The sequence below is a fragment of the uncultured Sulfitobacter sp. genome (genome assembly GCF_964021855.1).
Classification (GTDB): Bacteria; Pseudomonadota; Alphaproteobacteria; order Rhodobacterales; family Rhodobacteraceae; genus Sulfitobacter.
This window is the reverse complement of the sequence record NZ_CAXHZD010000006.1, coordinates 42733-68479: the sequence shown is the minus strand read 5'-3', so window position 1 is coordinate 68479 and position 25747 is coordinate 42733. Positions and strand designations below refer to the sequence as shown.

Annotated in this window: 11 protein-coding genes; 5 read left to right on the top strand and 6 right to left on the bottom strand. The window is 54.0% G+C overall.

The features are described 5' to 3' along the window. Nucleotides 1-68: 68 nt before the first annotated feature. Together AADJ11_RS17060 and AADJ11_RS17055 are read right to left on the bottom strand one after the other, a co-directional pair. Nucleotides 69-5942: a GEVED domain-containing protein gene (locus tag AADJ11_RS17060; protein ID WP_341235640.1), complete on the bottom strand. Its 5874-nt coding sequence runs from the start codon at nt 5940-5942 to the stop codon at nt 69-71. Between the two features lie 594 nt (nt 5943-6536). Continuing rightward, nucleotides 6537-6956, bottom strand: a complete 420-nt coding sequence (locus tag AADJ11_RS17055) for an Hpt domain-containing protein (RefSeq protein ID WP_341235639.1) — start codon at nt 6954-6956, stop codon at nt 6537-6539. 220 nt (nt 6957-7176) lie between these two features. Between AADJ11_RS17055 and AADJ11_RS17050 the strand changes: the two genes are divergently transcribed. From AADJ11_RS17050 to AADJ11_RS17030, 5 genes are all read left to right on the top strand, one after another. Continuing rightward, nucleotides 7177-7791, top strand: coding sequence for a response regulator transcription factor (locus AADJ11_RS17050; protein WP_341235638.1), 615 nt, complete (start codon nt 7177-7179; stop codon nt 7789-7791). Nucleotides 7792-8339: 548 nt separating this feature from the next. Further along, nucleotides 8340-8852, top strand: coding sequence for a hypothetical protein (locus AADJ11_RS17045; protein ID WP_341235637.1), 513 nt, complete (start codon nt 8340-8342; stop codon nt 8850-8852). Between the two features lie 53 nt (nt 8853-8905). Then, entirely contained in the window at nt 8906-11545 is a 2640-nt protein-coding gene (locus AADJ11_RS17040) for an NEW3 domain-containing protein (protein WP_341235636.1), read from the top strand. A 90-nt stretch (nt 11546-11635) separates the two neighbouring features. Beyond that, on the top strand, nt 11636-17374 hold the full coding sequence (locus tag AADJ11_RS17035) for a hypothetical protein (protein WP_341235635.1): 5739 nt from the start codon (nt 11636-11638) through the stop codon (nt 17372-17374). A gap of 341 nt (nt 17375-17715) precedes the next feature. Next, nucleotides 17716-18444 (top strand): hypothetical protein, encoded by a 729-nt coding sequence (locus AADJ11_RS17030; protein WP_341235634.1) that lies wholly within the window; start codon nt 17716-17718, stop codon nt 18442-18444. Nucleotides 18445-18883: 439 nt separating this feature from the next. Here the strand turns inward: AADJ11_RS17030 and AADJ11_RS17025 are convergent, their stop codons facing one another. Genes AADJ11_RS17025 through AADJ11_RS17010 form a run of 4 tightly spaced genes read right to left on the bottom strand, consistent with a single transcriptional unit; the run spans nt 18884 to nt 25631 of the window. Continuing rightward, a complete protein-coding gene (locus AADJ11_RS17025; protein WP_341235633.1) occupies nt 18884-19687 on the bottom strand; it encodes an efflux RND transporter periplasmic adaptor subunit in 804 nt (267 codons plus the stop codon). A gap of 11 nt (nt 19688-19698) precedes the next feature. Next, on the bottom strand, nt 19699-21693 hold the full coding sequence (locus tag AADJ11_RS17020; RefSeq protein ID WP_341235632.1) for a preprotein translocase subunit SecA: 1995 nt from the start codon (nt 21691-21693) through the stop codon (nt 19699-19701). Further along, nucleotides 21686-23836: a peptidase M50 gene (locus AADJ11_RS17015; RefSeq protein ID WP_341235631.1), complete on the bottom strand. Its 2151-nt coding sequence runs from the start codon at nt 23834-23836 to the stop codon at nt 21686-21688. Before AADJ11_RS17015 ends, AADJ11_RS17020 begins: the two co-directional genes overlap by 8 nt. 4 nt (nt 23837-23840) lie before the next feature. Beyond that, a complete protein-coding gene (locus AADJ11_RS17010) occupies nt 23841-25631 on the bottom strand; it encodes an HlyD family efflux transporter periplasmic adaptor subunit (protein WP_341235630.1) in 1791 nt (596 codons plus the stop codon). Nucleotides 25632-25747: the final 116 nt, after the last annotated feature.

Below are 25747 nucleotides of genomic sequence, written 5' to 3'. Positions count from 1 at the left end.
GCAGGTACGATCAACACTAAATCCCCGTACAATTGGAAGGCGCAATTTTCAATGCCGCCGCGCGCCAATCAAGGAGCGATCTTAACTTGGAATGTCACGAATGCGCTTTGTCCCGGTTCGTAAAGCCCGGTGCAATCCCACCGAAGAGTACCTTGATAACCGGAGCTGTCTGACCCGGGTGCGGTGCTGCTACAGGTGACGTCATTACCAAGCATGATGGGACTTGGGACCCCTTCCGAAAGAACCGTGTAAGGCGGTGTCCTGTCATAAATAACAATATCGGCTGACGGGAGTTCTCCAATATTTTCAAGATAAATTCGATATTCCAACACGTCGCCGGCAGCCGCATTATTGGAAATCCCTTCGGCTGTACCTTGGCTGATATTACGTACTGTTTTTGTGAGCTTTAAAGCGCCTTGCGATGATGCAACCACCACGCGATCGGTGTTTCGGTCTTCTTCAGTCAGGCCCGAAATACCATAGACTGTCTGGCTAATGAGATCAAAACTATACGATGAAGATGGGGCGACCGCTGAAGATGCCGAGACCCGCACGATCACGCAGAGGGTCGTGTTAGCCTGAATGGCAATAGGATCAGTGATGGGGGTATCGGCATCACCGTCGCAGTCCCCATCCAGAAATAGCCCGCTTGAGAAAGCCGCGGCACTTGCACTCGCTAAAGCTTCAACGTCAAAAGTCACTGTACCTGTCGCATGCGCCACATATTCATGGCGCAAGGAAACGACCTGACTAGGTTGGATTGCCGTTTGCTGATCAAGGTTCAACCTAGCTTCTTCGATAAGGCCAAAGTTCAATTCTTCATAGGATGTGCCTGCGACCGGCGTAAAGGAAAACGACCCGTCGCGTGCGTTAGAGTTTGTTAAGCCGGGCAGAGACGATGTGGCTTCTGACACGGTACGCAGGCCATTTTCAGGCAGTACGGAAAGGGTAATTTCATCGGCGTAGTCATTGGGAAGCGTCAGCGTCCAAGTACCGTCGGCAGCTACCGCAGACGTGCTAAGCAATACCCCTGCGCTGTCCAAAACCTCGATCATGGCTTTATCTGAAATGGGTTCGTCACCTGATTGCTGGGCATCGAAAGCACTGCTCCCGCCAGCTCCGTTATCCAAGAATACTACACCTGAGAGTGTCGCCCCTGTACCTGTAAAGGTCACAGTCACGCTGGCCTCGTCATCATCCGCCAAACCGTCGCCCAAGTCATCGACGAGCGCACCAACGGTCGGATCACTGTCCGGATCGGGCAGAGAGCTGGCAATGATCTCGGCGGTATTGGTGTGTTGTCCGCGGTCCAGCATTGTAACGATAATGTTCAGAACGTGGCTACTACCCGAGGGCACATTGCCGAGCTCCCAAATTCCTGTGCCGACGTCATAGCTGTCACCCTGCGCGCTCGCAGTATCAGAAGCGTATGCAAAACCATCGGGCAGCAAGTCTTGGACGCGAACACCAGTAGCTGCCCCCGGCCCGTCGTTAGTAACCGTCAGGATAAACTCCAATTCCTCACCAGCGACTGCCTGTGTTGCCGTTTGACGGTCCGACGTACGGACCACGCTTTTGGTTAACGACAGATCGGCGGCCTCAGGCGCGGTTACGAAACCGAAATCCTGGTCGGTCGTCTCGCCTCCGGTTGTAACAGAAACGCCAGTCAATGGGTTGGGGGTAGACAAACTACGGCCTGCAGGGATTTCGGGGTCGTTCACATCGACTTCGATCCGATAGGTTAAAGTGGAGTTTATCGAAGTGAATGCATAGCTGCCGTCAGCGGCTGTTTCTGTCGTGAAGGACAAGTTGTCATCGCCCGGATCGTCGGGCGTTCCATTGTCGTCATACACGGTGACTGTAATACCCGCAGGCGCAGGAGGTTCTGAAACATCGCGTAGACCAGAGGCATTTTCATCATAATATAGCGTGCCTGAGATAGCGCCTTCTTGAAAGATGCTCGACACGAATGGACCCGGCGCGCGACAGGAGGCACCATCGTTGCCTTGGTAAGTGATATTGTCGACGCTGCCTTGCACTTCGATAAACTGATAGCTTGCGGGGCGGTTACCCTCGGCACCAACTTCGATCGCGAATACCTGCCGGGACTGGTTGTCAAAGGCATACATAAAACCGCTGCCGTCGAACCAAACTGAATCAATATCCATCGAGAATTTCCCCGACGGCAGCGGCACATTACTCACTAGGTTGACCGTTGTTGATCCGGGCACCCCGTTTTTGGGATCCATCGAATAGAGATTTAGGGACGGATCAAAGAAATACATCAGTCCATCGCGGGGGTTATAGGCTATGTCCCGACCATACGGCGCGCCTGCACCAGCATTGAGCACGCCAAGCGCCACTGGATTGGCCGGATCGGTTATGTCGAGCAGCTGATAGCGACCATTGTCAGTGCCAGACTTGTAGACCAAGATTCCGTTGGGCAGTATGTCTGATGTGGCATCTGGGGATTCAAGACTCAGGCCTGAAATGTCAGCGACCGCCCTAACTGCTCCGGATGCGCTGATCCGATATAGGTTGCGGGGCGATTGACCGACACCGTAGATATAGCCGTCCAACTCGTTATAACCCCAGCCTGTGACAAGGTAGTTCCCGGTATAGTCAGGCGGCAAACCCGTTTGGCTAAGGGTATAGGTGCCGCCACTTTCACTGATAGAAAGCTTCTCCATAGACGGTAAATTCGTTCCGGTTTCGGTCGCGATCATGAAAAAGTCTGATGAACACGTCAGCGGTCCGTTCGGGTTAGACAGCGTCACAAAATAATCCTCTACCTCACCATCCAGATTTACGCCGTCGAACGGATCGGAGGTGACAGCACTGCTGGTAGACCAGCGCAAGCGGGCATAAGTGCTGCCGTTTCCTATATCGGCTGGTACAGGGATATTTAAGGTAATCTGGTTGTTAAAGATGCCGTCGGTGTCGCCGGTTCCACCATCACGATAATTGACGGCCACTTGTTCAGAAGTATCAAACACGCCATTCTGATCAAAGTCGATCCAGATTTGTAGGTTGGTGACGCCAGGTACTAGCACTGGCAATCCAAGGTCGTACTGTACGCTCAAAGTCTCGTGAGTTCGGACAGTCAGGGGAATGGTTGTGCCCGCAACGAGCGTGGGAAAACCTGCAACAGCGTCTTCGTCATCCTGATCGCCAAGGTCATCGCCGTCAGCCCCGATACTATGTTGTGTTGTGACTTCGGTATCGGGAAGTGCCGCACCAAGATAAATTTCTGGTACCACAACATGGCGCGGGTCGCCGTAGCTGGCGGGCGCATCGCCACGGTCAACAAGGTCGGCAGCGGTGATGACAAGGGAATAATCTTCGACCTCACCATCAAGAGCTAAGCTTGTAATGCCAAGATCCGGTTCGCTTCCGTAACGAAAACGAGCAAATGTTAGCGTTGTAGTAGCTTCAGCGGGTACCGAGACATCTACCTGTATCACCCCATCGCCCGCGATATCGTCAAATACAGTGCCGTCGTCACGCAAATTGGTTGCGATATTTTCTCCAAGCGGGGCTTCGAAAATACCGTCACCATTAAAATCTAGCCAGGCCTGAAGATAACCGCTGCCGGTAACTTCAACGTCTAGAGTGCTGACAACGCCCTGAGTAAGGACCGGGAAAGTGACACCGTCTTCATCATCTGTTGCAGTAAGGTCGTCCGCCGTAGCAGTAGCATCAGACTGTGCGATCAACTCGGGATCGGGTGCAACCGAACCAAGATAAACTGTCGGTGTCGAGGGGATTGTATGTGACGGAACAAGATAGCTGAGTGGCGCGTCGCCGAAATCCAATCCAGCGCCTTCGAACACCGCTAGTGTAACACGTGCGCTGTCACAATCGGTCGTATTGACCCCATCACACAATATATAGTCGATTGTATAAACTCCGGCGGGTACGCCTGTTGGCACGACAACACGCCCTGCATCAACGCCGCTGGTGACCAGATATGGAACAGGATCACCTGCATTTGCAGGAACAGCCTCTGTCAAAACCTCGAGTGTAACACCGGGCAATAGGGCTGGCAGGCCTTCGAAGGTATCATTCGTAAGCACTTCACCCGCACTGCCCCCGAAAAGGGCGTTAACTGGGGTAGAGGTATAGTCGTCGTCCTCGGCGACCACATTGGCCGAGCCTTCTGCGTTGGCACAAAGAAGAATCGCGGATCCCCGCGTAGCAGCTCGCGTCGACGATCCAGTATAGCCATGGATGAAACGCGCCTCGACAAAGGTGTCGAAATCATATGTTACGTAGTTGTCAAAATTCGTTTCGTTCGGTTCGTCTAGCCAGTTGTTCGGGTCACCGACTTTGGCCGGGTCCATCGCAATGACAGTGCCCGCCGCGGGGAAACCAGACAAAGGCGCTGTGTTGAAATATGAGATGTCGTTGACTGGATCCACCGGACCTACAACATCCGAGGAATCGTCCGCAGTCCCCCTGCTGTCGACATCAACCTGCTGTACCACAACTCCCTTGATCCTACGCTGGTCAATGGCTACCCCCTGCGGATTTGTGGTTGTTGCGGTGCCGTCTTCTACCAACCGTAAGCGGTAAGTCAGATACCCGTTGTCGGTCGGCGTCATCCGCGCCTCAATCTGTGTAGAGAGCGCGATAGCGGTCGCATTGGAGACACTCTCTAACTGAAACACCACGTCAATAGGCGCGCCAGTTATATCGGTTGTGACATCTTCGAACAGAAATATATCGGACGGTGTCAATGACGTCGCCGATCCTGATCCGGCCAGCTGAGTGCTCGGCTGGTCAAAAACCGACACAGGTGTGCATACGAGCGGTTCCGCCACTGGTGGCTCCCCCGTCACAACAACAGTTGCTGTTGCGGTATCGGTATTTGCCGGGGCCCCGTCCGCTGGTCGATCAGTCAGGCTGTATTCAACAAAGTATGTACCGGGCGTCGTGCCCGCCGCGACTGTGATGTCGCCTGTATCAGGCGCAAGAGTAATTGCGCCCGCCGTAGGCGTTGGTACGGAAATCACTGCTAGGTCAACGTTACCAAGTATCGGAGTTGTATCCACGGCACCACCGTTCAGCGCGTCACCTGTCAGAACGCTACCAGTGGTACCTCCGGAAGCGCTATCAATTGGGGTGGCCGAAAAGTCATCATCTGATGCGTTGATGCATGTCCGCAAGCGCGCCTGCACCCCCAAGGTTACAGTAGGCCCAACGCCGGTTCCCACCTGTCGCATGGTCAGTTGTGAAATTGTATCGGAGCTTCCAGATACCGCAGTTGGGGTAGAATATGCGAGATCGATCATACCATAGGCCTGATCTTCGCCACCATTGCTTGGGTCGCCGACAGCAAGATTCGGGTCATGCACCCAGAACCGGCCATCCAACGGCAATCCGTCGGCACCGTTCCCTGTCAACGCCGTGGGCGCGATGCCTTCTGTGTCAGACCCGAAAGTCTGGAAATACCCCTGATTGTCGAGCGGCGTGACCGACCCAAACAAGTTGCTGGCAGTTCCGCCCCCGGAAAGCTGCATATTGAAATCGCCAATGATACCGGACTCAAGAGGCTGCAAACCGTTCCGCCCGACACTACCCAAAAAGATGTTGAGGTCATGCACAACAGGCGAATTGAACGTTACCGAATATGTACCACGTGAATCAGCATATTCAGAAATGCGGGTAACTGATGTCTCGGACCCGAAAATAAACAACGGCCCGGAAATGGAAATGTCAGTAGAGGCTGAGCCCCACTGCAGGCTGGCCGATTGGTTTATGTTTTGACCCTGTACTGTGCCAGATGTAACCCAGTTGACAAAGTCAGGAGACACAGAACAGGTTTCAGCGAACACTGGTGCCGACAGTGCTGTAATAGCAGCTGTGCTGCTAAACAGTACGTTCATAAATCGGTTAGTCACGGCCTTAAACACTTCATCCACCTTAAGTTTGACATACATTCAGTACTTGCGGATCACGGCATTCGGCGAACTTAGGGCTCGCGCATGAGGCCCCCGCTACGAAATTTTGCCATGATCCTCTTATGTTGCCCTATGTCGCAGCTTGCAGGGTTTAAGGCTAAGGATCAGACGGCCAACTCCCATACCAAGGCGCATAGCTGGCTATGCTTTGGGGTAGAAAATTCAAGAATTTGCGTGGGATCGATCATTCGCCGATGTCGGACCCCCAGCGGAGGCGAATACGACAAGAGTATTTTTACAAAAGAAAATGCCGCCCCCCTGGGGGGCATGGGGAGCGGCATGTCAGGTTGCAAGATAAAGACAGGTCTCAAGTCTCACGAGACCCTTTCAATCGGCGCTTTGACCCGTGGCCGTAGCGCTAGGTCGGTATGTTCCGTTCTCTTGCGTCTGACACTCAGTCGCGGAGGGCGTGCATTAATGATAGCTTACCCTGAACAAGCGCGCGCCCGTACTTGTGTATAATTTGACTATCCTGAAGCATAGTTCCCATACGTGCGCCGCAGGGCAAGGAGTGCAGCTAATCTGCAGAGTGCGCCGTTTATCAGGGCCGAAGGCCAGCTGCTGGAAGTGGCCCTACGCTGGGCCAGCAATTTTCTGACGCAAAGCAGTGCGGGTCTGCTGCCAAATTCTCGGAAGAAGCTCGACAATATCTTGCGCTTTTAGCCAATCGTCATCCTTGCAGGCGGATTCAACTTCGCCAAGCAAAGCGTACAGGCGATCTATGCCGAATATACCGCACAGTCCCGCCATGGCATGCGCCCGCGTCTGTAGATCCGAAACCGTCGATGCCGCTAACAGTGCAGGCAAATCTGCCTCAATACGTTGAATTAGCGCCACAACCCGTTCCGACAGCCTATCGTGGCCAAGCAATTCAAGCAGGTCTGAGTACTTGGGGCCGTGCAGAACGGAGTTATTGGAAATCTCAGCGTCTTCTATTGTTTCAGTACCTATTTGTTGGTTGGCGGTTTCGGTATAAACGGTCTCTAAAGCCACTTCATCATGTCAAACGGCGCGTTGCAACTCAACACCAAAGCGGCATTGACTATTTAGCCCCAAACCACTTTTGTGTATCCTAGACACTTATTTGTTGGTCTACCAAACCATGGGAACGGTTTGCTTCAACGAACAATACCCTGTGTTATTGACGGACGTTTTGCAGTATAGGTGTTCGTGATTTAACTGGTGGTGGCTAGGAGGAGGGCTTTTTTTCACTATGAAAATTCTGATCGCCGATGATCACGACATGGTTCGTGAGACTATCGCCATGTTTCTTGATGCAGATGGCACGTCTGAAACAACCGCCGCATCAAATCTGCAAGAAGCCCTTGCAAAAGTTAAATCAGAAGGCCCGTTTGATCTCGTTCTACTTGACTACACCATGCCCGGAATGAACGGGCTGGACGGTCTACAGACGGTGCTGGATGCTAATGACGGAAAACCTGTCGGGCTTATTTCCGGCACAGCGACACGTCTGATCGCCGAGCAGGCGCTAGCTATGGGAGCGATTGGTTTCCTGCCGAAGACGCTTCCGGCGAAATCATTGGTCAATGCTGTACGTTTCATGGTTGCCGGAGAAATCTACGCGCCGGTTAATTTCATGTCAGGCAAGGACGACCCTGAAGAGACCGATTTTGAAAAAGCGCTTTCGGAACGTGAAAGGCAAGTTCTACGAGGTTTGATGAACGCAAGATCCAATAAGGAAATTGCCCGTGAGCTAGACCTTCAAGAAGTGACCATCAAATTGCATGTTAAGACATTGTGCAAAAAACTGGATGCAAGAAACCGCACGGATGCCGCAATGATTGCTCGAAGCGCCGGATTTATCTGAACGACATTGATGGCTGCTGGCGGGCATTTTTATTTGCCGCCCATAAAGTAGCATCAGCATCACCACGCAGGAGATCGCGATCTCCTGCGAATGTGGAAGGGCCAAGTTCAACCATTGCCCGCACACCGGCAGGATCAATAGGTGGATAAGGCTCACACCCCGGCATACCACACCACTTCGTTCACTGCTCCCAAATTTAAATTTGGACGAACACGCACTCAATCGCTTCAGAATTTCAAAAGTCAAAACTGATGGATAATGGCTTCAAAACTCCATCATGCTGGCGTCGAAATTTGTTTGTTTCTGATGTGTTGAACACCCGAAAATTTTCCAACCGAGCGCAATTTCAAACATAAACCCACGAAAGTTGGCACGTTTGGTGGTCATCCATATTCGAAAGTATAGCTCGAAATCTAAAGGTGCTTGTTTCTACCTTTTTGCTCAGATGCATTTGAATCCCGTTCCGGAAATATAACAACTACGGCGCTCTTTGTGGGTCCGTTGATTGTAACAGCCGGATTTCGATTTGGCCTGAATGGGAAACCCAAATGCATATTTATCTCCCCAATATACCAAGAGCGATCGTCACCGGAATGGCCCTGTCGATGATGGTTCTTCCAGCCGCCGCAGAAGCCCTATCTAGTAGCTTCTCCTTCCTCGTAGTTGAAACGAACGACGACGGTCAGCAAAAACTTGTCGAGCGCACCAGTGTCCGGCCGGGTGAAATTATCCAATACCAGCTGCGGCACGAAAATACTTCTGCCGACGCAATGGCAGGCATCGTGATCGCGGCTCCTGTGCCCGAGGGCGTGTCGCTCACGCTGGGCGGCGAAACCGCCTCGATCGCAGCGGTATTCGAAGTCCAAGCTGAACTCGATCCAGAGCAAGAAGGTCTTGAGTGGTCCACACTGCCCGCGATGCGTTTGGTCGCTAACGCTGATGGCACCCTGGACAAAGAGCCCCTGCCCGAAACTGAGATCGCCTCGGTTCGCTGGACATTCTCAGAACCGTTAAAGGCCGGTGAAACTGCCCTTAACACCTACCGCGTCCGGGTCGACTGATCAGTCACCCCTACCCCTTACTCTTACATCAATCATATCAAGGAACTTTAAAAGTGGCCTATCATTCTCGTTTTATGCGCTCAGCAAGTGCGGCGGCCTTATGCTCCGTCCTCGGCTCCGGTGCTTTCGGCGCAACCCCCGAAGCAGGTTCGGTCATCGGCAACCAAGCCGTGGCAACCTATACAAACTCGGCCGGTGATACGATCACCGTCACCTCCAACACAGTCGAAACAATCGTTCAGCAGGTGGCTGGTGTCACATTGACCTCTGATAACACCGAGACCATCGCACCAGGTGGCAAAGCCTTCCTGCCACACATCATCACCAACGAAGGCAACGGTTCAGATAATTTCTTGCTGACTGCCGTTGAGGACGATTCTGGTACACTGAATACCTCACAGTTGGTTTTTTACCCGGATGCTAACATGGATGGCGTTGCCGACAGCGCGACACCTTTGACGGAAACCCCAGTCTTGGCACCAGGCGAACAGTTTGGCGTTGTAATCGAAGCCTCCGTTCCATCAAATGCTGCTGGTTCCGACACGATCACCGTTACTGCGGTTTCAGCGCTAGACGGATCCGAGCTAAGCACAAACACCGACACGCTGACCATATCGAACGATGCCATTGTGGAATTGGTCAAATCGATGGTTGCTGACGCAGCTTCGGCCGGCAATCCAAACATCGTCGATGCTGGTGACACTGTCACGATCACATTAACTTACTCGAGCACCGGACTCGCCGCCGCAAATAACTATGTGGTACAGGATGTTTTGGACAACAATCTGTCTTATGTGCCGGGTTCGGCACGCTGGTCAGACGCAACTGCTCCGCTTGATGACGACAACGCTTCGACATTGACTGATGGCACAAATGGATCGGGCGAAACCATCGCTTGGGACTACGACGATGCCCAAACAATAAACTTCAACTTGTCATCGGTCGGTTCAGGCCGGTCAGGCAGCGTAACCTTCCAAGCGGTTGTCGCTGACACAGCCAATGCTGGGACTATTACCAACGTGGCCTCGCAGGAGGTAGATGGCACTGCCTTCCCACCGTCGAACACTGCTTCCATCGTTGTTGACAACAAATACGCTATTTCCATCGCCGACACGGCCATCAACGCAGACGGTTCCCCAAACACCGCAATCGCTTCAGCAACCGACGATGATGCGGCAAACGACGACGTCGTCACCGAATCCGGCGATGTCTATCAAGGTGGCGTGATCAAGCAAGAATTCGTCCTGACTAACCGGTCCAATAAAGCGGACAGCTTATCTTTGCAGGTCGATAACGTCGACTTCCCTGATGGTACGACCTTTCGCTTTGTCGGTGCTGATGGTGTAACCCCAATTGTTGGCTCTGTTGGCCCGCTGGCCATCGGCGACAGCGCAAAAGTAATCCTAGTTGCGACCTTGCCAACTGCTCTGACACCCACGACCACCACAAACTATACTGCGACAATTACCACCACTTCGGATGGCTCTGGCGTCTCGGATGTGTCTACTGCCGAGTTCACAGGCGCTATTCTTGCAGCTTCGGTCGATCTTGAAAACGCAGTAGTTGGCGTCGAAGGCGATGGTGCGGCCCCGACCAATGCCGGTGCAGCTTGGATTACCGAACCAACCGACCCGGGTCAGCCCGTCACCTTCGATATGCTGGTTCAAAACGAAGGTCCGGTCTCCGACAGCTTCAACTTGTCGCTGGCGCAGCCGCTTCCTGCAGGCTGGACAGTCCAATTCCGCGCGGCCGACGGCAGCGTGGCAACCAACACCGGCACCATTCCGGCGGGTGATAGCACAACCTTCCAAGTCATCGTGACACCTACCGAGGACGCGCTTCCAGGTAACACGCTAGTCGATATCGCACTTGTCTCCTCGGTTTCAGGACAGGGCGACCGTATCGTCAATCAGGTGGCCGTCAACGAAATTTACGACGTTAGGATCATTGATGATCAAAACGCGCAGGCTGCACCTGGTGGCATTGTAGAGTTGACCCACACGGTCACCAACGAAGGCAACGTTGCCATTACCGAAGGGGCAATCACAGAAACTGGTCTGACCAACTTTTCAGGCGCAATTTTCTGGGATCAAAACGGCAACGGCGTAATTGACCCTTCAGAGCCAGTTGTCGACAACTTTGACGACCTGACAGATGGTGTTTCGGCTGGCGTAAACGGGCTTGCTCCGGGCGACAGCATCTCGCTGATTTACCGCGTGCAGACCCCATCGACTGCGACCGCAGGCGTGACCGAAATTGGCACCCTCAGCTTGGATACAACGTTGAACAATGGAACCCAGACCGATGCTGACGGTGCCGACAATGCAATTGAGGACCGGATCACAATCATTTCGGGCGACATGACACTGAGCAAGTACCAGTACATTGACGCAGATTGTAATGGGACCGTCGGCACCTTCAGCAAAACTCGTCAAGAAGTCGAACCTGGCCAGTGTATCCGCTACATGGTCGAAGCTGAAAACACCGGTTCTTCGACAGCAACCAACGTGACGATCTCTGATGCTGCCCCAGCCTATACCACCGTCATCAACTGTGGTGGCCTTTGTTCAGAGAGCCTCTTTCCTGCCGGCAGCACCGCGACGGTTACGCCGTCCAACGTATCGAGCACCCATGGCTCGATCCTCCCCGGTGGGTCTGCCCGCTTGGAGTTCACCGTTCAGGTGAACAACTAAGCAGGCTTTCGTGGCCCCGGCTCCCGTCCCTCGGCCGGGGTCACCATCAGCCGCCAATCCCCAAACTTGAATTTTGAAAGGAGCCGACTGATGCGCAGTTTTCTTCAGACAGCAGGCCCACGTGCCGTGACTATTATCCAGACTGTGCTCGTCGCCCTTCTTGTTCTTTCTCAGACCGCGATGGCAGCGCCGACCCCCGGTGGCACCCTTATTCGGAACATCGCGCAAACGTCGTATTTCAACAGTAGTCTTGGAATGGTTGAAACCGTCTATTCAAACCCTGTCGAAGCTACGGTTCTTGCAATTCCAAGCATCGAAGTCTCGGGCTTTTCCAACTTGTATTTAACCCGTGGCGCATTGGCACAATACTACTTTGAAATTCACAATAACGGCAACGTCCCACTAGATGCACAGTTGATAGCTGAAGACCAAATTGGTGCCTCGCTCATGGGTGACGGTGTTTTGATGGCGGATTTAAACGCCGATGGACTAATTGATGATCGAGAGCGTCGCTTTGATCTTTCTGCCCCGATTTCGCTGCTCGCAGACGAGCGTATGCAACTGATTTATGAGTTCCGCGTGTCATCCAACGCCACACCCGGCAACCAATTGAAATCGATGTTGTTAGTGACGGCCGCAACACAGGACAATGCCGCCGTGCCACTGGGCATTGAAGCCGCAGGGCAAGGCGAAGCAAAAATTATCAGCGGTTCGCTTGAGATCGAAAAATCGCAAGTGCTACGTGATACTGACACGGCGACGATCATCGACTACACGCTGCGGGTTCGCAATAATTCCGAGCTTCCCGTACCAAGCTATTCTACAGTTTCCGGCCAGGTTTTGAACATTGATGGCGCAGACCGTACAGGCGTTCTGGTGCGTGACATGATCCCCCTCAATACGGTGTTTCGCGCGATCACGGACACCGGCGGTATGACAGCAATGTTTCATCTGGTTGGCACACCAGTTCATACTTACCAAACGACCCAACCACAGCAGGTCGAAGAGATCGACGCCATCGGCTTTTTCCTTGAGGGGGATTACCCTGTCGGACGTGCTACGGATCCAGCGTTTTCGGTTAGTTTGCCAGCCGCTGTAGGCGACGTCAAAGTAGTGAACACGGCCACGGCTTTCCTCGAAGCTGATGGTTTTAGCGCTGCTGTTGACTCGAACACGACGGTGTTCGACCGGCTTAATACCGGCGCAGGTGCGCTTCGCTTTGAAAATCCGCAATCTGGAGAAGATGAAGAGTTTGGTGTTCTCGGCAGCGATACACGGCTGCGCCTGACCTCGGGTCAGTGCAATTTATCAACGGATGTGGATTATACCACGGTCACGATCCGCAGCGTCCAAACTGGCGACGTCGAAATGATTGCTGCCACAGAAACTGGCCCCAACACCGGGATATTTCAAACTGCCGCGCTCCCGATCGCCGACATGAATGTTGTTACATCTGGCGACGGCGTCATAGCCTCCTACCGCGGCGACACTCTAGCCGCGACAGCTCAATGTGGCGACAATCGACTTAAGGATGACCTGCTGGTCAACCCGGGCAACTTTCTGTTCAACTCGATAACAAATGCACCCGTGGAAGGAATATCAATCGCGCTGGTTGATGCGACGTCGGGTCGTCAACTAGCCATGACCGATACCGATCCGCGTGGCTTCTTTACCTTCGGAGATATGTCAGCCGGACAATACCACTACGAAATTATCGATGCGCCAACATGGGAATTTCCTTCGGTCCGTGCCGACTTTTCCAGGACGGGCCGAACTGTAATGCAGGCAGGCTTTGGCGCTTCTTTTAGCCATACTGGGGGCATGATGTCCGTTTCGGACATACCCGTTGATCCTCACTATGGGGCACCGCTGTCCTTGCTAAAGACCGCCGACCGCGAAACCGTTAACACTGGCGAATTCGTAAACTACACGCTGAATTTTACCAACAACATGCATCAAGGTCTTGTTGGTACGGAGTTGCTCGATCATCCGCCCTTCGGTGTCACTCTCGTTGCTGGTTCTGTTTTCATGAACGGCTTGCCTATCGCGGAGCCTGAAACTGACCAAAATGGTGATATGTTGTTTGACCTTGGCCTTCTGGAGCCGCTTACATCGCATGAACTGACTTACGTCATGCAATTCACCGCCGCAGCGCGTGAAGGTCGGAATGAAAACACTGCAGTTCTATCTGGCCGCCAAGCTGGTACAGGTACACCGCGTCAGTCACCCGTTGCACGCACTATGGTACGATTGGATAATTCCGGTGGCGTATTTTCCCGTCAAGGCACTGTAATCGGGTCTGTCTTTATGGATTGTAACGCAGACGGAATCCGCGGCGGCACCTCTGAACCTGGCGTCCCGGGTGTGCGGATTGTAACCCAAGAAGGTATTTCCGTCGTTACTGATATTGATGGCAAATACTCTCTCAACGGGTTGCGTCCTGCAACACATGCTTTTCTTGTTCAAGAAGAGACTTTACCGGTCGGAACTGAAGTCACCGTGACCCGCACCAACGACTTGAAGCATCGCGGTTCCCGCCTAGTTCCGCTCCGCAAGGGTGAGATGCGGTCTGAACAGTTTGCTCTGGCAGAATGCACAGTGGATGCTTTGGCCGAGGTTGCAAAGCGCCGGGCGTATTTTGAGGCCAAACAGCAGCCCAATTCTTTGACAGCTGCCGATTTGCCTATGAGTGGCCGACGCGCAGCTGTGCGGTCATCCCGTAGTGAGCAAGGGATTGCAACGACCACACAGCTAACGTCGCAGATGCTAATCGACGAAGACGAAGCTATAAAAGATATTGCGGCCAAGGCCAAAGTGCCGGCGCGCCGCCAAACTCTTGATGCGATGATCAAAACGCTAGATTCGACGCTAGGTTTTGTTGACCTTGAGAACGAGCAAACAGTAGTCCGCAGCACACAGAGTATTCGCGTCAAAGGGAAAGCTGACTTAACCTTAGCATTATTGCTTAACGGGCGCGCGCTAGGCTCGGACCGGATCGGGGAGCGTACCAAGTGGGAAGAGACCAATGTTCAGGCGATGGAATTCACTGCTGTCAAGTTGAACGCGGGCGAAAACACCCTGACCCTGATCGGTAAAGACGGTTTCGGCATTGAACGAATGCGCAAAGAAATCAAGCTGATCGCCCCCGGTAAGCCCTCAAAGTTCGAGATCATCATGCCCGAAAAGGCCGCTGCTTCGCCGGCTTCCATTGTGCCTGTTGTTGTGCGTGTTTTGGATGCCCGCGGATTACCGGTGCCTGCCTCAGGTACGGTGACACTAAGTGCCCGCCGTGCTCTTTGGGACGTCACCGACATTCGCCCTGGCACCCCCGGTGTTCAGGCCTACCTCGACAATGGCGAGGCGACTTTCGGCATAATTCCCCCACAGATTGCGGGGCAAGACCTCATTACTGTGACTGGCAGCTTTGGCACCGCCGAAGTCGCCGTTACCTTTACTCCCGATCTTCAAGAACGCGTCCTAATCGGCGTCATCGAAGGGGCAGTATCGCTGGGTCAAAACAGCGGCACGCTGTTGGATAAAGACCGCTTCAGTTCGTTTGAAGATACAGCAACGGGCCTGCGCGGCGAAATGTATCTGAAAGGTGCGATCCGTGGAGACGCATTGTTGACCCTGCGCTACCGCTCGGATCGTGATACCGAAGATCGTTTGTTCCGCGACGTTCGTGGCGATGAATACTACCCAGTGTATGGCGATAGCTCCGAACGCGGCCAAGACGCACAATCATCGGGTAACCTCTTCGTAAAGGTCGAGAAGGGTAGATCCTATATTCTTTACGGTGATATCGCCACTGAACCCGAAGCAAGTGCGCTGAAACTGGACGGCATGCGCCGCGTAGCGACAGGAGCCAAGGCCCACTGGGAAAACGACAAGGTATCTGTCACGGTATTTGGCGCGCGCACTGCGCAAGAGCAGAAGGTGCAAGAAATACGAGGGCGTGGTGTTTCAGGCCCATATGATCTGGAACTAGGCAGCTATGTTCAGGGGACTGAACGAGTCGAAATACTCGTTCGTGACAAACAGGGCGGCGATATTCTGTCCTCAACCTCTATGCGCCGCGGCACGGATTACATTCTCGACTTTTTTCGCAATACAATCACTTTCAACGCGCCCGTCCGTCAGTTTGATCGGGAAGGCAATCTCGTTTCGATCCGCGTAACATATGAGGTGGAAACGGCAGGGTCCGAGACCTATTGGCTATATGGTGGCGAAGTGAACTATGCTTTGGGCGAGCGTACCACCATCGGTGCACGTGCTGTCCATGCCGATGCGCCAACCGGAAACCCATCCCGTGAACGGTTGCAGTCTGGCTATCTTCGTCACGAAGACAAGTTCGGTGCCATCTGGGAAGCGGAAGTTGCACGTTCTGAAGACCCTGACGGCAAAATAGCCGGTGCCGCCCGCCTATCATACGAAATCCAAACCGAACGACAGCGCCTAAGTCTTACGACAGTTCACACCGGAACAAACTTTCTGGCGCGCGGCAGTCTGGCACGTTCTGGCACAACCCAGGCGCGGCTGAACTACGGGTACGAGATCGACCGGTTAAGCGATATCGAGCTCGGAGCCGAATTGGTACGTGACCGGATCAATAATACTGATCGGGTGTCCGTTGAAGCGCTATACACACGGCAGCTTAGCAAATATCTGCGTGGCGATATCGGGCTTGAGTATCGTTATGACCGTTTGCAGGGTGCTTCCAAAAACCAAACGTCACTCGTTCTTGGCACACATTGGACGCCAAAAGACCGCCCAAATACCGTGATACAAGCGCAACTTAGGCATCCATTGAGTGCCGGCGATGCACCAATAGAACTAACATTGGGCATGTACCGCGAAGCCGCGCCAGGTTGGCGTGTCCATGGCGAGTACGAACTGCGGTTTGACGACAAAAACGTGATGTCTCGCGCGACGCATGGCTTTACCTTCACGCTGAACGAATGGGTTAGCGGTCGGACGGAACTAAGCAATGGGGGGTGGCAGACAGATACCGTTCTGACCCAAGCCGTCGACGCCGATTTCAAGCTGAACAAAGCTACTTCGCTTAGCCTTGGAATCGAACACTCGCGCTCGATGGAAACCAACGAGAGCGAGCTAACAAGCACCGCGGTCGGGGTGAAATGGGACTCCGGCGATGGCGGCTGGGTTGGCGATGCGGATTTCGATGCAACGTTCGAAAACTCAGGCGACACCTATTATGCAAGCCTTGGCCTTGCCGGTCAGATCACACCCGAAATTACCGTCCTAGGTCGGAGCCGAATTGCACTGGATCAACGCAATGGACAAAATCAACGGCGAATGCGTACTCGGCTTGGTGGAGCATACCGCCCGCTATCAGACCCGCGACTGGAAGTTCTCGCCTGGTATGAGCACCGCCTCGAGGAGAAATACAGTACAACTGAAAGCCATCTTTGGTCCGCCGATGCTGCTTACGAAGCAGGTTCCGATCTACGCCTGAATGGCAAATATGCGGGTCAGCACCAAAAAGCCCACGTCGGCGACAGCAATTCGGCTGCTTCAACAACACAATTGCTGCAGGCCGGGGTGAACTACGAGTTCGCTGATGACCGCTTTCAGATAGGCATAAACGCGGCGCACCTTTGGGATGATGCTGGCAACACGACCAACGGGCTGGGTGCCGAATTTGGGTTTGTCCCAACCAAGGGCACCATGCTGGCCATCGGGTACAACAAGGCCAAAGGAAAGACCGCTCGGTCAGCTGACCTGTATCAGGAAGGTTTCTATTTCCGATTCAACTTATTACTCGACAACTCCCTTTGGGACCAGTTGGATCAGTTTCTCGGCACATAAGTCATCCTCCGTTGCCTGTAGTTCTCTGCCCTGAGGTGCCCCTAGATTGATAGACGCTTTGCTTGGTAATTTTGGAACCAAGGAGAGACGGATATGAACAAGGTAATTCGATTTACGGATGAGTTCAAAAAGGACGCTGTGGCACAGGTCAGCGAGAAGGGCCACGCAGCAAGCGTATCTACGGCGTCGCCCTACATCGAATAGACACCTGACCAATCCAATTGGGGCTCCGGCGTATACTAAGCGATGATATGCCTATACTTTTGCAGCATAAAATGGCTGTTTGCGCACATGATAATATAGCCGGAAAGCGGCATGGTCTCCTTAACAAACATGGGTAAATGGAGACCAAAAAGATGAATTTTAGAGAAGCAATTATCGCCTTACCACTCTTTGCTTTATTGGTCGGGGAGACGGTTCAAGCTGACACCGCTTCTTTCGCGACGAGCGACCTGATAAACAGTGGTAACTTAGAATTCTCATTCCTGCCTAATCAGCCAAGTAGCCGTATTCATCTCAATGTCACTCCCGCCAAGAACACTAAGAAGGAAAGCTCATTTGTAGCGCCTGACAGTGATGGCTCCAGCTCCGCTACATATTTGAAAAGTCTTATTGGCCTGGCTGAGGCAGGGCCCCATGGGTATGATGCTGTGCAATACGGAGCAAAGGTTAAACCATCAGCATTACCTACCCAGATGACGATAGGTGAGATTTATCAATGGATTGATGACACACCACGCCAGCAGCACGCAATTGGCCGATACCAGTTCATCCCCCTCACATTGAGAAACCTCGTGCATGAGCTGGGCCTGTCTCACGATACACGCTTTACACCTCAGGTTCAGGATCGCCTGGCGGATATCCTGCTTGAAGACGCTGGATTTAGTGCTTTCCTCAAAGGTAAGATCAGCAGGCACCAGTTTATGGAAAACCTCGCACGCATCTGGGCAGGATTTCCGACGTCAACCGGACGCTCATATTATCATGGAAATGCTGGAAATCGCGCTGTGATTACCTGGAATGAATTCGACGCTCATATAAGCAATATATTTTCGCGTAATAATAGCTGAGCAATGCAGAACCGCTGGAAATTCATCCGGAGTGAACACACTCACTGCTAATATTGTTGGTCGACCCGTGGGCAGGCCTATCCGAAAGCATATAAAAATTAGCCTTCCGAATGCGAGATTTATTAGAAAATCCTGCAACAATGGACCGAGCGAAACAGGAGTTTAGAAGATGATCCACCAAAATGTGAATCTATGGAAGGCATCTCACGATGCGAAACCGGCTTCAAAAGAACAGATAGCCTGTGTGCGGACTGGGAATTACGGTATCGTACAGGGGACCTTGCTGTGGGAGCAGGACGGAGTTGCTTGCATTCAGGTTTTTACCAAACAATATACCGGCGCAAGAATTTAAGGCGAATATGGCAGCCTTGCGGGAAAACAACGAACTGTCTCACCGTGATCCTTAAAACTCTATAAAGAGACGCTGTCAGCCTCGCGTTTACAATCCGCCGATCTCGATTTTGCAATCAATGCCCGCAACCAGTTTTCCCTCGGGGTTGTCCAATCTCAGACGCACGCCAAATGTATCACTTGCCGCGTCAAAGACGCGGTCTATTACAATCACTTCGGCATCGTACTCTCCCCCGATGGGGGCTGCTGGTTTGACTTTGGCGATCTGGCCAACCTTTACGTTTTTGAAAAGCTCAGTGGGCAAAAAAACCTCGATATGCAGCGGATCGATGCGGGCAATTTGGATAATCGGGGCTTGCGCAAATACGTATTCGCCGGGCCCAATCATGCGAGTGATAACAATCCCGTCGACGGGCGCATGAATGTCACGTCTTGCCAGTTGCGCGGCGACGCGGGTTTCATCCAAGGCAGCGAGCCGTTTTTCAAATTCCGCCTGACGCAGTTCAAGGATCGCCTGTTGATGTTGGCTGACGGCTGAATCGACGATGGATTGCGGGACTAGGTTCTTGGCCCCCAGATCTTTGGCACGCTGTGCTTCGGTGGCTAACAGGTCAATGCGGCTTTGCGCGATTTCCAGCGGTGACGTGTCGGTTGCGCGCGCATGGGCGTAATCCAAGGCGACCTGTTCAGCCCCAGATTCCAACTTTGCGACAAGCTGCCCTTGGGTGACCAAATCCCCCCTTTGCACCGAAACGCTCTCGATGATCCCGGCCTCGGCGCTCCCGATCTCGACCACAAGAGACGGGTCCATCAGGCAGTCAAATTCTCCGGCCAAGGCAGCCGAATTGCCAAGCGCGATCACCAGTGCGGATGTCAGTGTAAGGGTTTTCATTATCGTCTCCATCATTCTCCGCGCCCGCTAAATGCAAGCAATTCATCAAGGCTGTCATCTGCCTTTAGCAGGTTTTGCCGGATCCTACTGTTCCGCTTTTCGCTGGTCCATTGCGCTAGGTTCACAGAGGGGCGCGCGATAAATCCGGGCACCCACCCCCTGCCCCACGAGGTCAGCGCGATCAGCGGTTTTAACTTGCTCCCGTAGAACACGCGCAGCAAATCATCTTGGAGCGACACAAAGGTGATGTGGCTTCCCGGGTCCCCCTGGCGGGCCGCGCGGCCGTACAGTTGCCGATCAATGCGCGCGGCATCATGGCGCCCGGTCGCAATGACATGCAGGCCGCCAGCGGCACGAGTGGTATCATCCAACGAGATGTCCGTCCCCCTGCCCGCCATATTCGTCGCAACGGTAATACGACCCGTCAGACCCGCTTGGGCGATGATTTCGGACTCCGCTTCATTTTGGCGGGCGTTCAACACGCGGTGGTGCAGCCCTTGCTGGGTCAACAGCCCGCTTAAGTGTTCCGACGCCTCGACCGATTGCGTCCCGATCAGAATAGGCCTGCCCTTTTTGTGCTTCCTAACGACCTCGCGTAGAACCGCCTGCCACTTATAATCACTCGTGGCATAGCAGTATTCGCCTTTGTCCCACCGACGCGACCGCTTATTCGTGGGCACCCTGCGCGTGCGCAGCCGGTAGACCGAGCTTAACTCTCCGGCGACCTCTTGCGCGGTGCCGGTCATGCCAGACAGGCGGATATATCGGCGAAAAAACTTTTGATAGCTGATCCGGATCAAGGTTTCTTGGCGCATCGAAATGTCGACACCTTCTTTGACCTCGATCATCTGATGCAGGCCGCGTTCCCAAGAGCGGTCTGCCATAACACGGCCCGTGTATTCATCGACGATTTGAATGCTTTCGTCCTGAACCAGATAATGTTTGTCGCGCTTGTACAGCCATAACGCCGACAATGCCTGACGGCCCAATTCCTCGCGGTGGGTTTCAGTTGCCCACACACCACCCAACTGCTGCGTAGACCGTCTAAGCTGCGCTTTGCCAAGGTCGGTGAAATCAATCCGGAAGTCACGTTCCGACATGGTGAAATCGCGTGGCGTTTGCAGGGTTCGGGCGGTGTTGATCGCTTGGCGATAGATCGTTTCCATCTCAGACGCGTCGCCCTTTTGTGCGATGATCAGGGGTGTGCGCGCTTCGTCCACCAATACAGAATCCGCCTCGTCAACGATGGCAAAGCACAGCCCACGCATCATGACCTCTTCCCGTCGCGCGCGATCATGCAACAACCCCTCAAGTGCCATATGCAGGGGCCGCGTTTCTGCCTCAAGGATCAGGCGATCCTTTAGATAATCGAACGCGAGCTGCTTGTTGGTGCAATATGTAATGTCGCAGGCATAGGCGGCACGGCGTTCGTCAACGTCCATATCCTCAAGGATCACACCAACGCTAAGTCCCAAGAAAGCAAACAGCGGCTGCATCCAATCCGCATCGCGGCTGGCCAGAAAATCATTGACCGTAACCACATGCACCGGCACCCCGGACAATGCCATAACGGCGGCAGTCAGCGTGGCCGTCAGGGTCTTTCCCTCGCCTGTGGCCATTTCGGCGATCTGCCCTTGCAGCATGATCAGGCCACCAACCAGCTGGACATCAAAATGTCGCATCCCCAAAACGCGCCCTGATACCTCGCGCACGAGGGCAAATGCCTCAGCAGTATTTTGACGTCCCAATCCGTTCAGTTGCAAGTCTTCTGCCAAGGCAACACGCATCTCAGCTAATTCTGAGTTGCTAAGGTCTTGCAGTTGGTGACCCTCCCGCTTTACCCGCCTCAAGAACAGACGTTTCGAGACAGGACGCCGCGCAAAAACCTGCTGCAGACGGCCATAGGCATTGGCCATAATCCGGTCCGGCGTGCTGAGCCTTTCATCACTGCGTTCCGGATAAAAGCCGCCCAACAGACCCGGTCGCATGATCATGCGATCAGACATTGTATAGCCTCAAGAACAGCTGCCGCAGCGACCGGTAGGCCTGAAACCCTAGCGGCGTGTACCCGTGATCAAACCGGACCCGAACCCGCCGCCCCAACAAGATATCGTCGGACGGAGATTGCATCAGGATTTCAATTTCAAAAAAACGTCCCAGCGTCTGCACCCCGTTTGGATCACCCGGATCAACAGGCACCTTGCCCCCGCCTGCGGTTCCCAAGGCGGGCGTCGGCAATTGCTGCGTGGCACCCGGCACCTCGCGCAAAATCTCAGCTTGCAGCGGTTCGGGGTTCCATTCCACCGGGATGACACTGACGGAACGGGTGTCGTTCCGCACAAGATCGATGTTGTTCTGACTTACCATCGCGCGCACGGTCTGGGTATCCTGAGGGGACACGACATAGCCCACAACACTGCCCTTTGCGATAAATGAACCTTTCAGATCAGCGGCGTTAGGCAGCACGGCAATACCAGACCGGGGGGCCCGAATATCAAGCGCATCCAGTTCGTCAACAAGGCGCGCGCGGTCGCTCAATACCACGTCGATTTCTTCAGCGATCAGGGCGGATTGCACACGATCGCTGCGAATTAATGCGCTGCGCTGAATCTCAAGCCCGGCCAATTGCGCGTCGATCAGATCAAGGCGTGCGCGCATGAAAGGGTCATCAAGCTGCAGCATCAAATCGTCAGGTTCCACCGGTTGGTCCGTGGAAATGACAGCCCTCGTGACGAACCCGTTGGTCCCTGCCCTAACCTGCGCTTGTTGGCTGGGCCAAACGACGCCATCCACGATGCTGTAAGACGGGAACGGCATCAGGAAAAACCCGGCTAGAATAACCGCGATAATGCCAACAGTTGTGATAATAGCCCGAGGCCGATTGGTACGGAGCTTTGGACTTCCTGACAAAAACTTAATCCCTTTTCCGATGGGCAGCAAAAGCTGTGTGGTCGCGGCCCATATGGCCAGCACCACCCCGATGATAAAAAAGCGGCCGGCAATATAGGCGATAATCGCGAACATAATGAACATGCGATAGATGAACGCTGCTATGCCGTAGAAAACGAACCATACCCGCTCGGACCGCAGCGATGTAATCTGGTCTGCGTCGCGCATCCCGTACAAATATCGCTGTATCAGGTAGTTCAGGTAATTGGTGGATCGCCCGCTGAGATTGGGGATCTCGATCCAATCCGCCAATACGTAATAGCCGTCAAAACGCAGCAGGGGATTCCCATTGAACAACAACGTCGAAATACCGCCAATCAGCATCACGTTAAAGGCAATCGCATGCACGGCACCGGATTCAGCATTGAGCCAAACAAACAAGGCGATAGAGGCCAGCAGCAGTTCAATCATGATACCGATGCCACCAACAAGCATCCGCTTGTGTTTGTCCCGAAACGCCGACGCCGCTGACGCATCGACATAAGGGACAGGGATCAGCACCAGAAACATGATCCCGATCTCGTGCACCTCGCCGCCGTACTTCTTGACGGCATAGCCGTGCCCCAATTCATGGAACGCCTTTACCACCGGATAGACCAGCCACAGGACCGCCAGATTACCGGGGTTCAACACACGGTCGGTAAGGTTTGAGGTTAACGCGCCGATGTTCATTACCGCAAACACCCCTGCGGTCAGCACCAGCAGCAACCAGATCACCGCAAAGGTTTTGGTCAGAAACGGCCGCGCGAAAGGCAACGTTGCAGTAAGAAACCGGTCGGGATCCCAGATTGGAATGCGTACCGCCAACGGCGACCAGATCTTTTGTTTGATCTCCATCCGTTTGTGACGTTGGTGACGGCGAAACAGTTCACGACTATCGGGGGATACATCCGCGACCAAAGCATCCGCTGAATGAAGCTGCCCCAGCAGCCGGATCGCCTCGTCTTGGGTCGGTGCGCGCTCGCCCAGCTGTTCGTTTGCGATGTCCCAGACTTCGCCCAAGCTGCGCTTGCCATCAAGCAGCCCGACCATGCGATAGGCGGCAGGTGAAAATCGGTGTGACCGACCCGTGGCCAGATCCTGAAGGATAAACCAGATACGGCCACGGTAATCATGACGATGGATGTTCACATGTCTGCGCAGCCGCGGCTTCAGGTCTTTGACCCTGTACCACGAAGGAGAGAATAGCGAACCGGCCATGCGCTTAAGGCTTCCAAGACCAGAAGGTCATACGGGCCCAAAGCACAAGCCTTCGGGTCCAGATACTTACCAGACGCCGCTCATCGACCTCAATCTTGGCAACGCCCTCCATTCCGGGGCGCAATGCCGCAATCGGACCGTCCTCTATCGAGGCCTCGACCTCAAAGACATTTGCGCCGTTCAGTGGGCTGGAAATCGGCGTAATGCGTTGCACGGCCACGCGGTAAGGCGTGTCAGGCAAGGAGCTGAGCACCAACGGGCCAGCATCGCCTGCCTCAATATCGCGAATGTCGCGTTCATCCACACGCATTGTCACCCGGTATTCGTTCAACGGGGCCACCTGAAACAGCACATCACCGCGCTCCAGCGGCGCACCAAGCGCTTGACTTAGATCACCGGACACCACCAACCCGTCAAACGGCGCGCGAATTGTCATCCGTTCCAGCTGTTGATCCAGCAAAGAAATCTGCGCGTCCGACTGTTCAATTTGCGAGGCCAGTATTCGCATCTTCGTCCGCTCGCGCTGTGCGATGGCCTGACTGTATTCCTGCTCTTGCTTGGTACGGTCGCCCAACCATTTCAACCGTTCAAGGCGAATGTCCCGGTCTTCGAGGCGCGCCATAATCTGACCCTCTGCGACCAAATCACCCGCCCGGGTTTCGGCTTGAACCAAATACCCTGCAATCGGGGCTGTGACGACCCGCTGAACCTTGCCTTGGACAACTGTGGTTGCCGTGATCCTATATGTTCCTGTCGCGTACCAACAAAAGGCCGCCACTGCGATTGCAGTGATCACCCCCAGCTTCAAAAGCGCATGGCGCGGGCCGAACAGCATCTTGAAAACGTTCTTGGTTGCATCCCAGATTTTAGCAGGAATCCAACGATCCTCGCGGCGCTTGAGATCAAGGACAGGCCCCACCAGAACGGCGGCCTGTTCAGCGATTTGAATACTACCGGCGTCGAACCCGTCTTTGCTGCTGCGTTGGAGCAGCATGGCACCGATTGTTTTGCCCTGTTCTGTCAGGGGCACCGTGCACAGCCCGGTCCCGCCCTCGTGATCGGCCAGTGCGGAATGCGCACGACGCACCCGCGCGGGCGATCCTTCTAGCGGTGGATGCGCGATCACGGCCTGCTGATCGACGGCTTCGTCCATCGCAGCTTCGATCAGCCTTACCAGCGTCGCGCGTTTGCCGAATGTGGCGCTATTCGACAAGGCCCGCAGGCGCACGTGCTTGCCCCGCATCATGCCGATGGCCACCAGTTCGCAGCCTAGTGCACCGGCCAATTCAGTCGCGACGGCGGTGGCCGCTTCGGAAAAACGTGTGTGGTGCAGGCTGGTCGCGAGCAGTTCAATCACCGTTACCAGATTATCATTTCCGCTAACCCGTTGGCGCCGCACAACGGCCTCGATCCAGCCCGATGCCCATTGCAACTGCTCAACAACGCGGCGCAAATCCGTTTGGACGGAATTGTCAGCCAGTACGGCCAGCACACCGCGCAACTGACCCCCGATCAGCAGGGGAACAGCGATGGCAGCGTTGTCATTGGCACCCGTCTCAACAAGCATGCGCTTGCCCTTTAGGCAGCCATCAACCGCGCGCATAAGCTCAGGTGCAGGGCTGGCACCGTCAGGCCACATGGCAATCGGTTCAAACTTGGCTTTGCCCGTGCCTGCCATAACAACAAGCCCCTGCTGTATGCTCGGCGTTTGCTTTGCAAAGGCTGACAACCACGCCGCAGCGACCTGCGCCATATCTGTTCCGCTGCGCAGCTTGTCTAAGGTGTCTGCGTTCAAAAAAGACTCATCAGAAGTAGATGAAGATCCGGCGGCCGTGGTGTGTTCAGTCAAAGTGCAATTCCTAGAAGTCAGGACATGTCATCCCAACGATAGTAACTTAAAAGTAAGAGAAA

Excerpts from the sequence above, each read along its gene's own strand:
- AADJ11_RS17035 (WP_341235635.1), top strand. The coding sequence starts at position 11,636 with ATGCGCAGTTTTCTTCAGACAGCAGGCCCACGTGCCGTGACTATTATC.
- AADJ11_RS17020 (WP_341235632.1), bottom strand. The coding sequence starts at position 21,693 with ATGTCTGATCGCATGATCATGCGACCGGGTCTGTTGGGCGGCTTTTAT.
- AADJ11_RS17060 (WP_341235640.1), bottom strand. The coding sequence starts at position 5,942 with ATGTATGTCAAACTTAAGGTGGATGAAGTGTTTAAGGCCGTGACTAAC.
- AADJ11_RS17050 (WP_341235638.1), top strand. The coding sequence starts at position 7,177 with ATGAAAATTCTGATCGCCGATGATCACGACATGGTTCGTGAGACTATC.
- AADJ11_RS17045 (WP_341235637.1), top strand. The coding sequence starts at position 8,340 with ATGCATATTTATCTCCCCAATATACCAAGAGCGATCGTCACCGGAATG.
- AADJ11_RS17015 (WP_341235631.1), bottom strand. The coding sequence starts at position 23,836 with ATGGCCGGTTCGCTATTCTCTCCTTCGTGGTACAGGGTCAAAGACCTG.
- AADJ11_RS17025 (WP_341235633.1), bottom strand. The coding sequence starts at position 19,687 with ATGAAAACCCTTACACTGACATCCGCACTGGTGATCGCGCTTGGCAAT.
- AADJ11_RS17030 (WP_341235634.1), top strand. The coding sequence starts at position 17,716 with ATGGAGACCAAAAAGATGAATTTTAGAGAAGCAATTATCGCCTTACCA.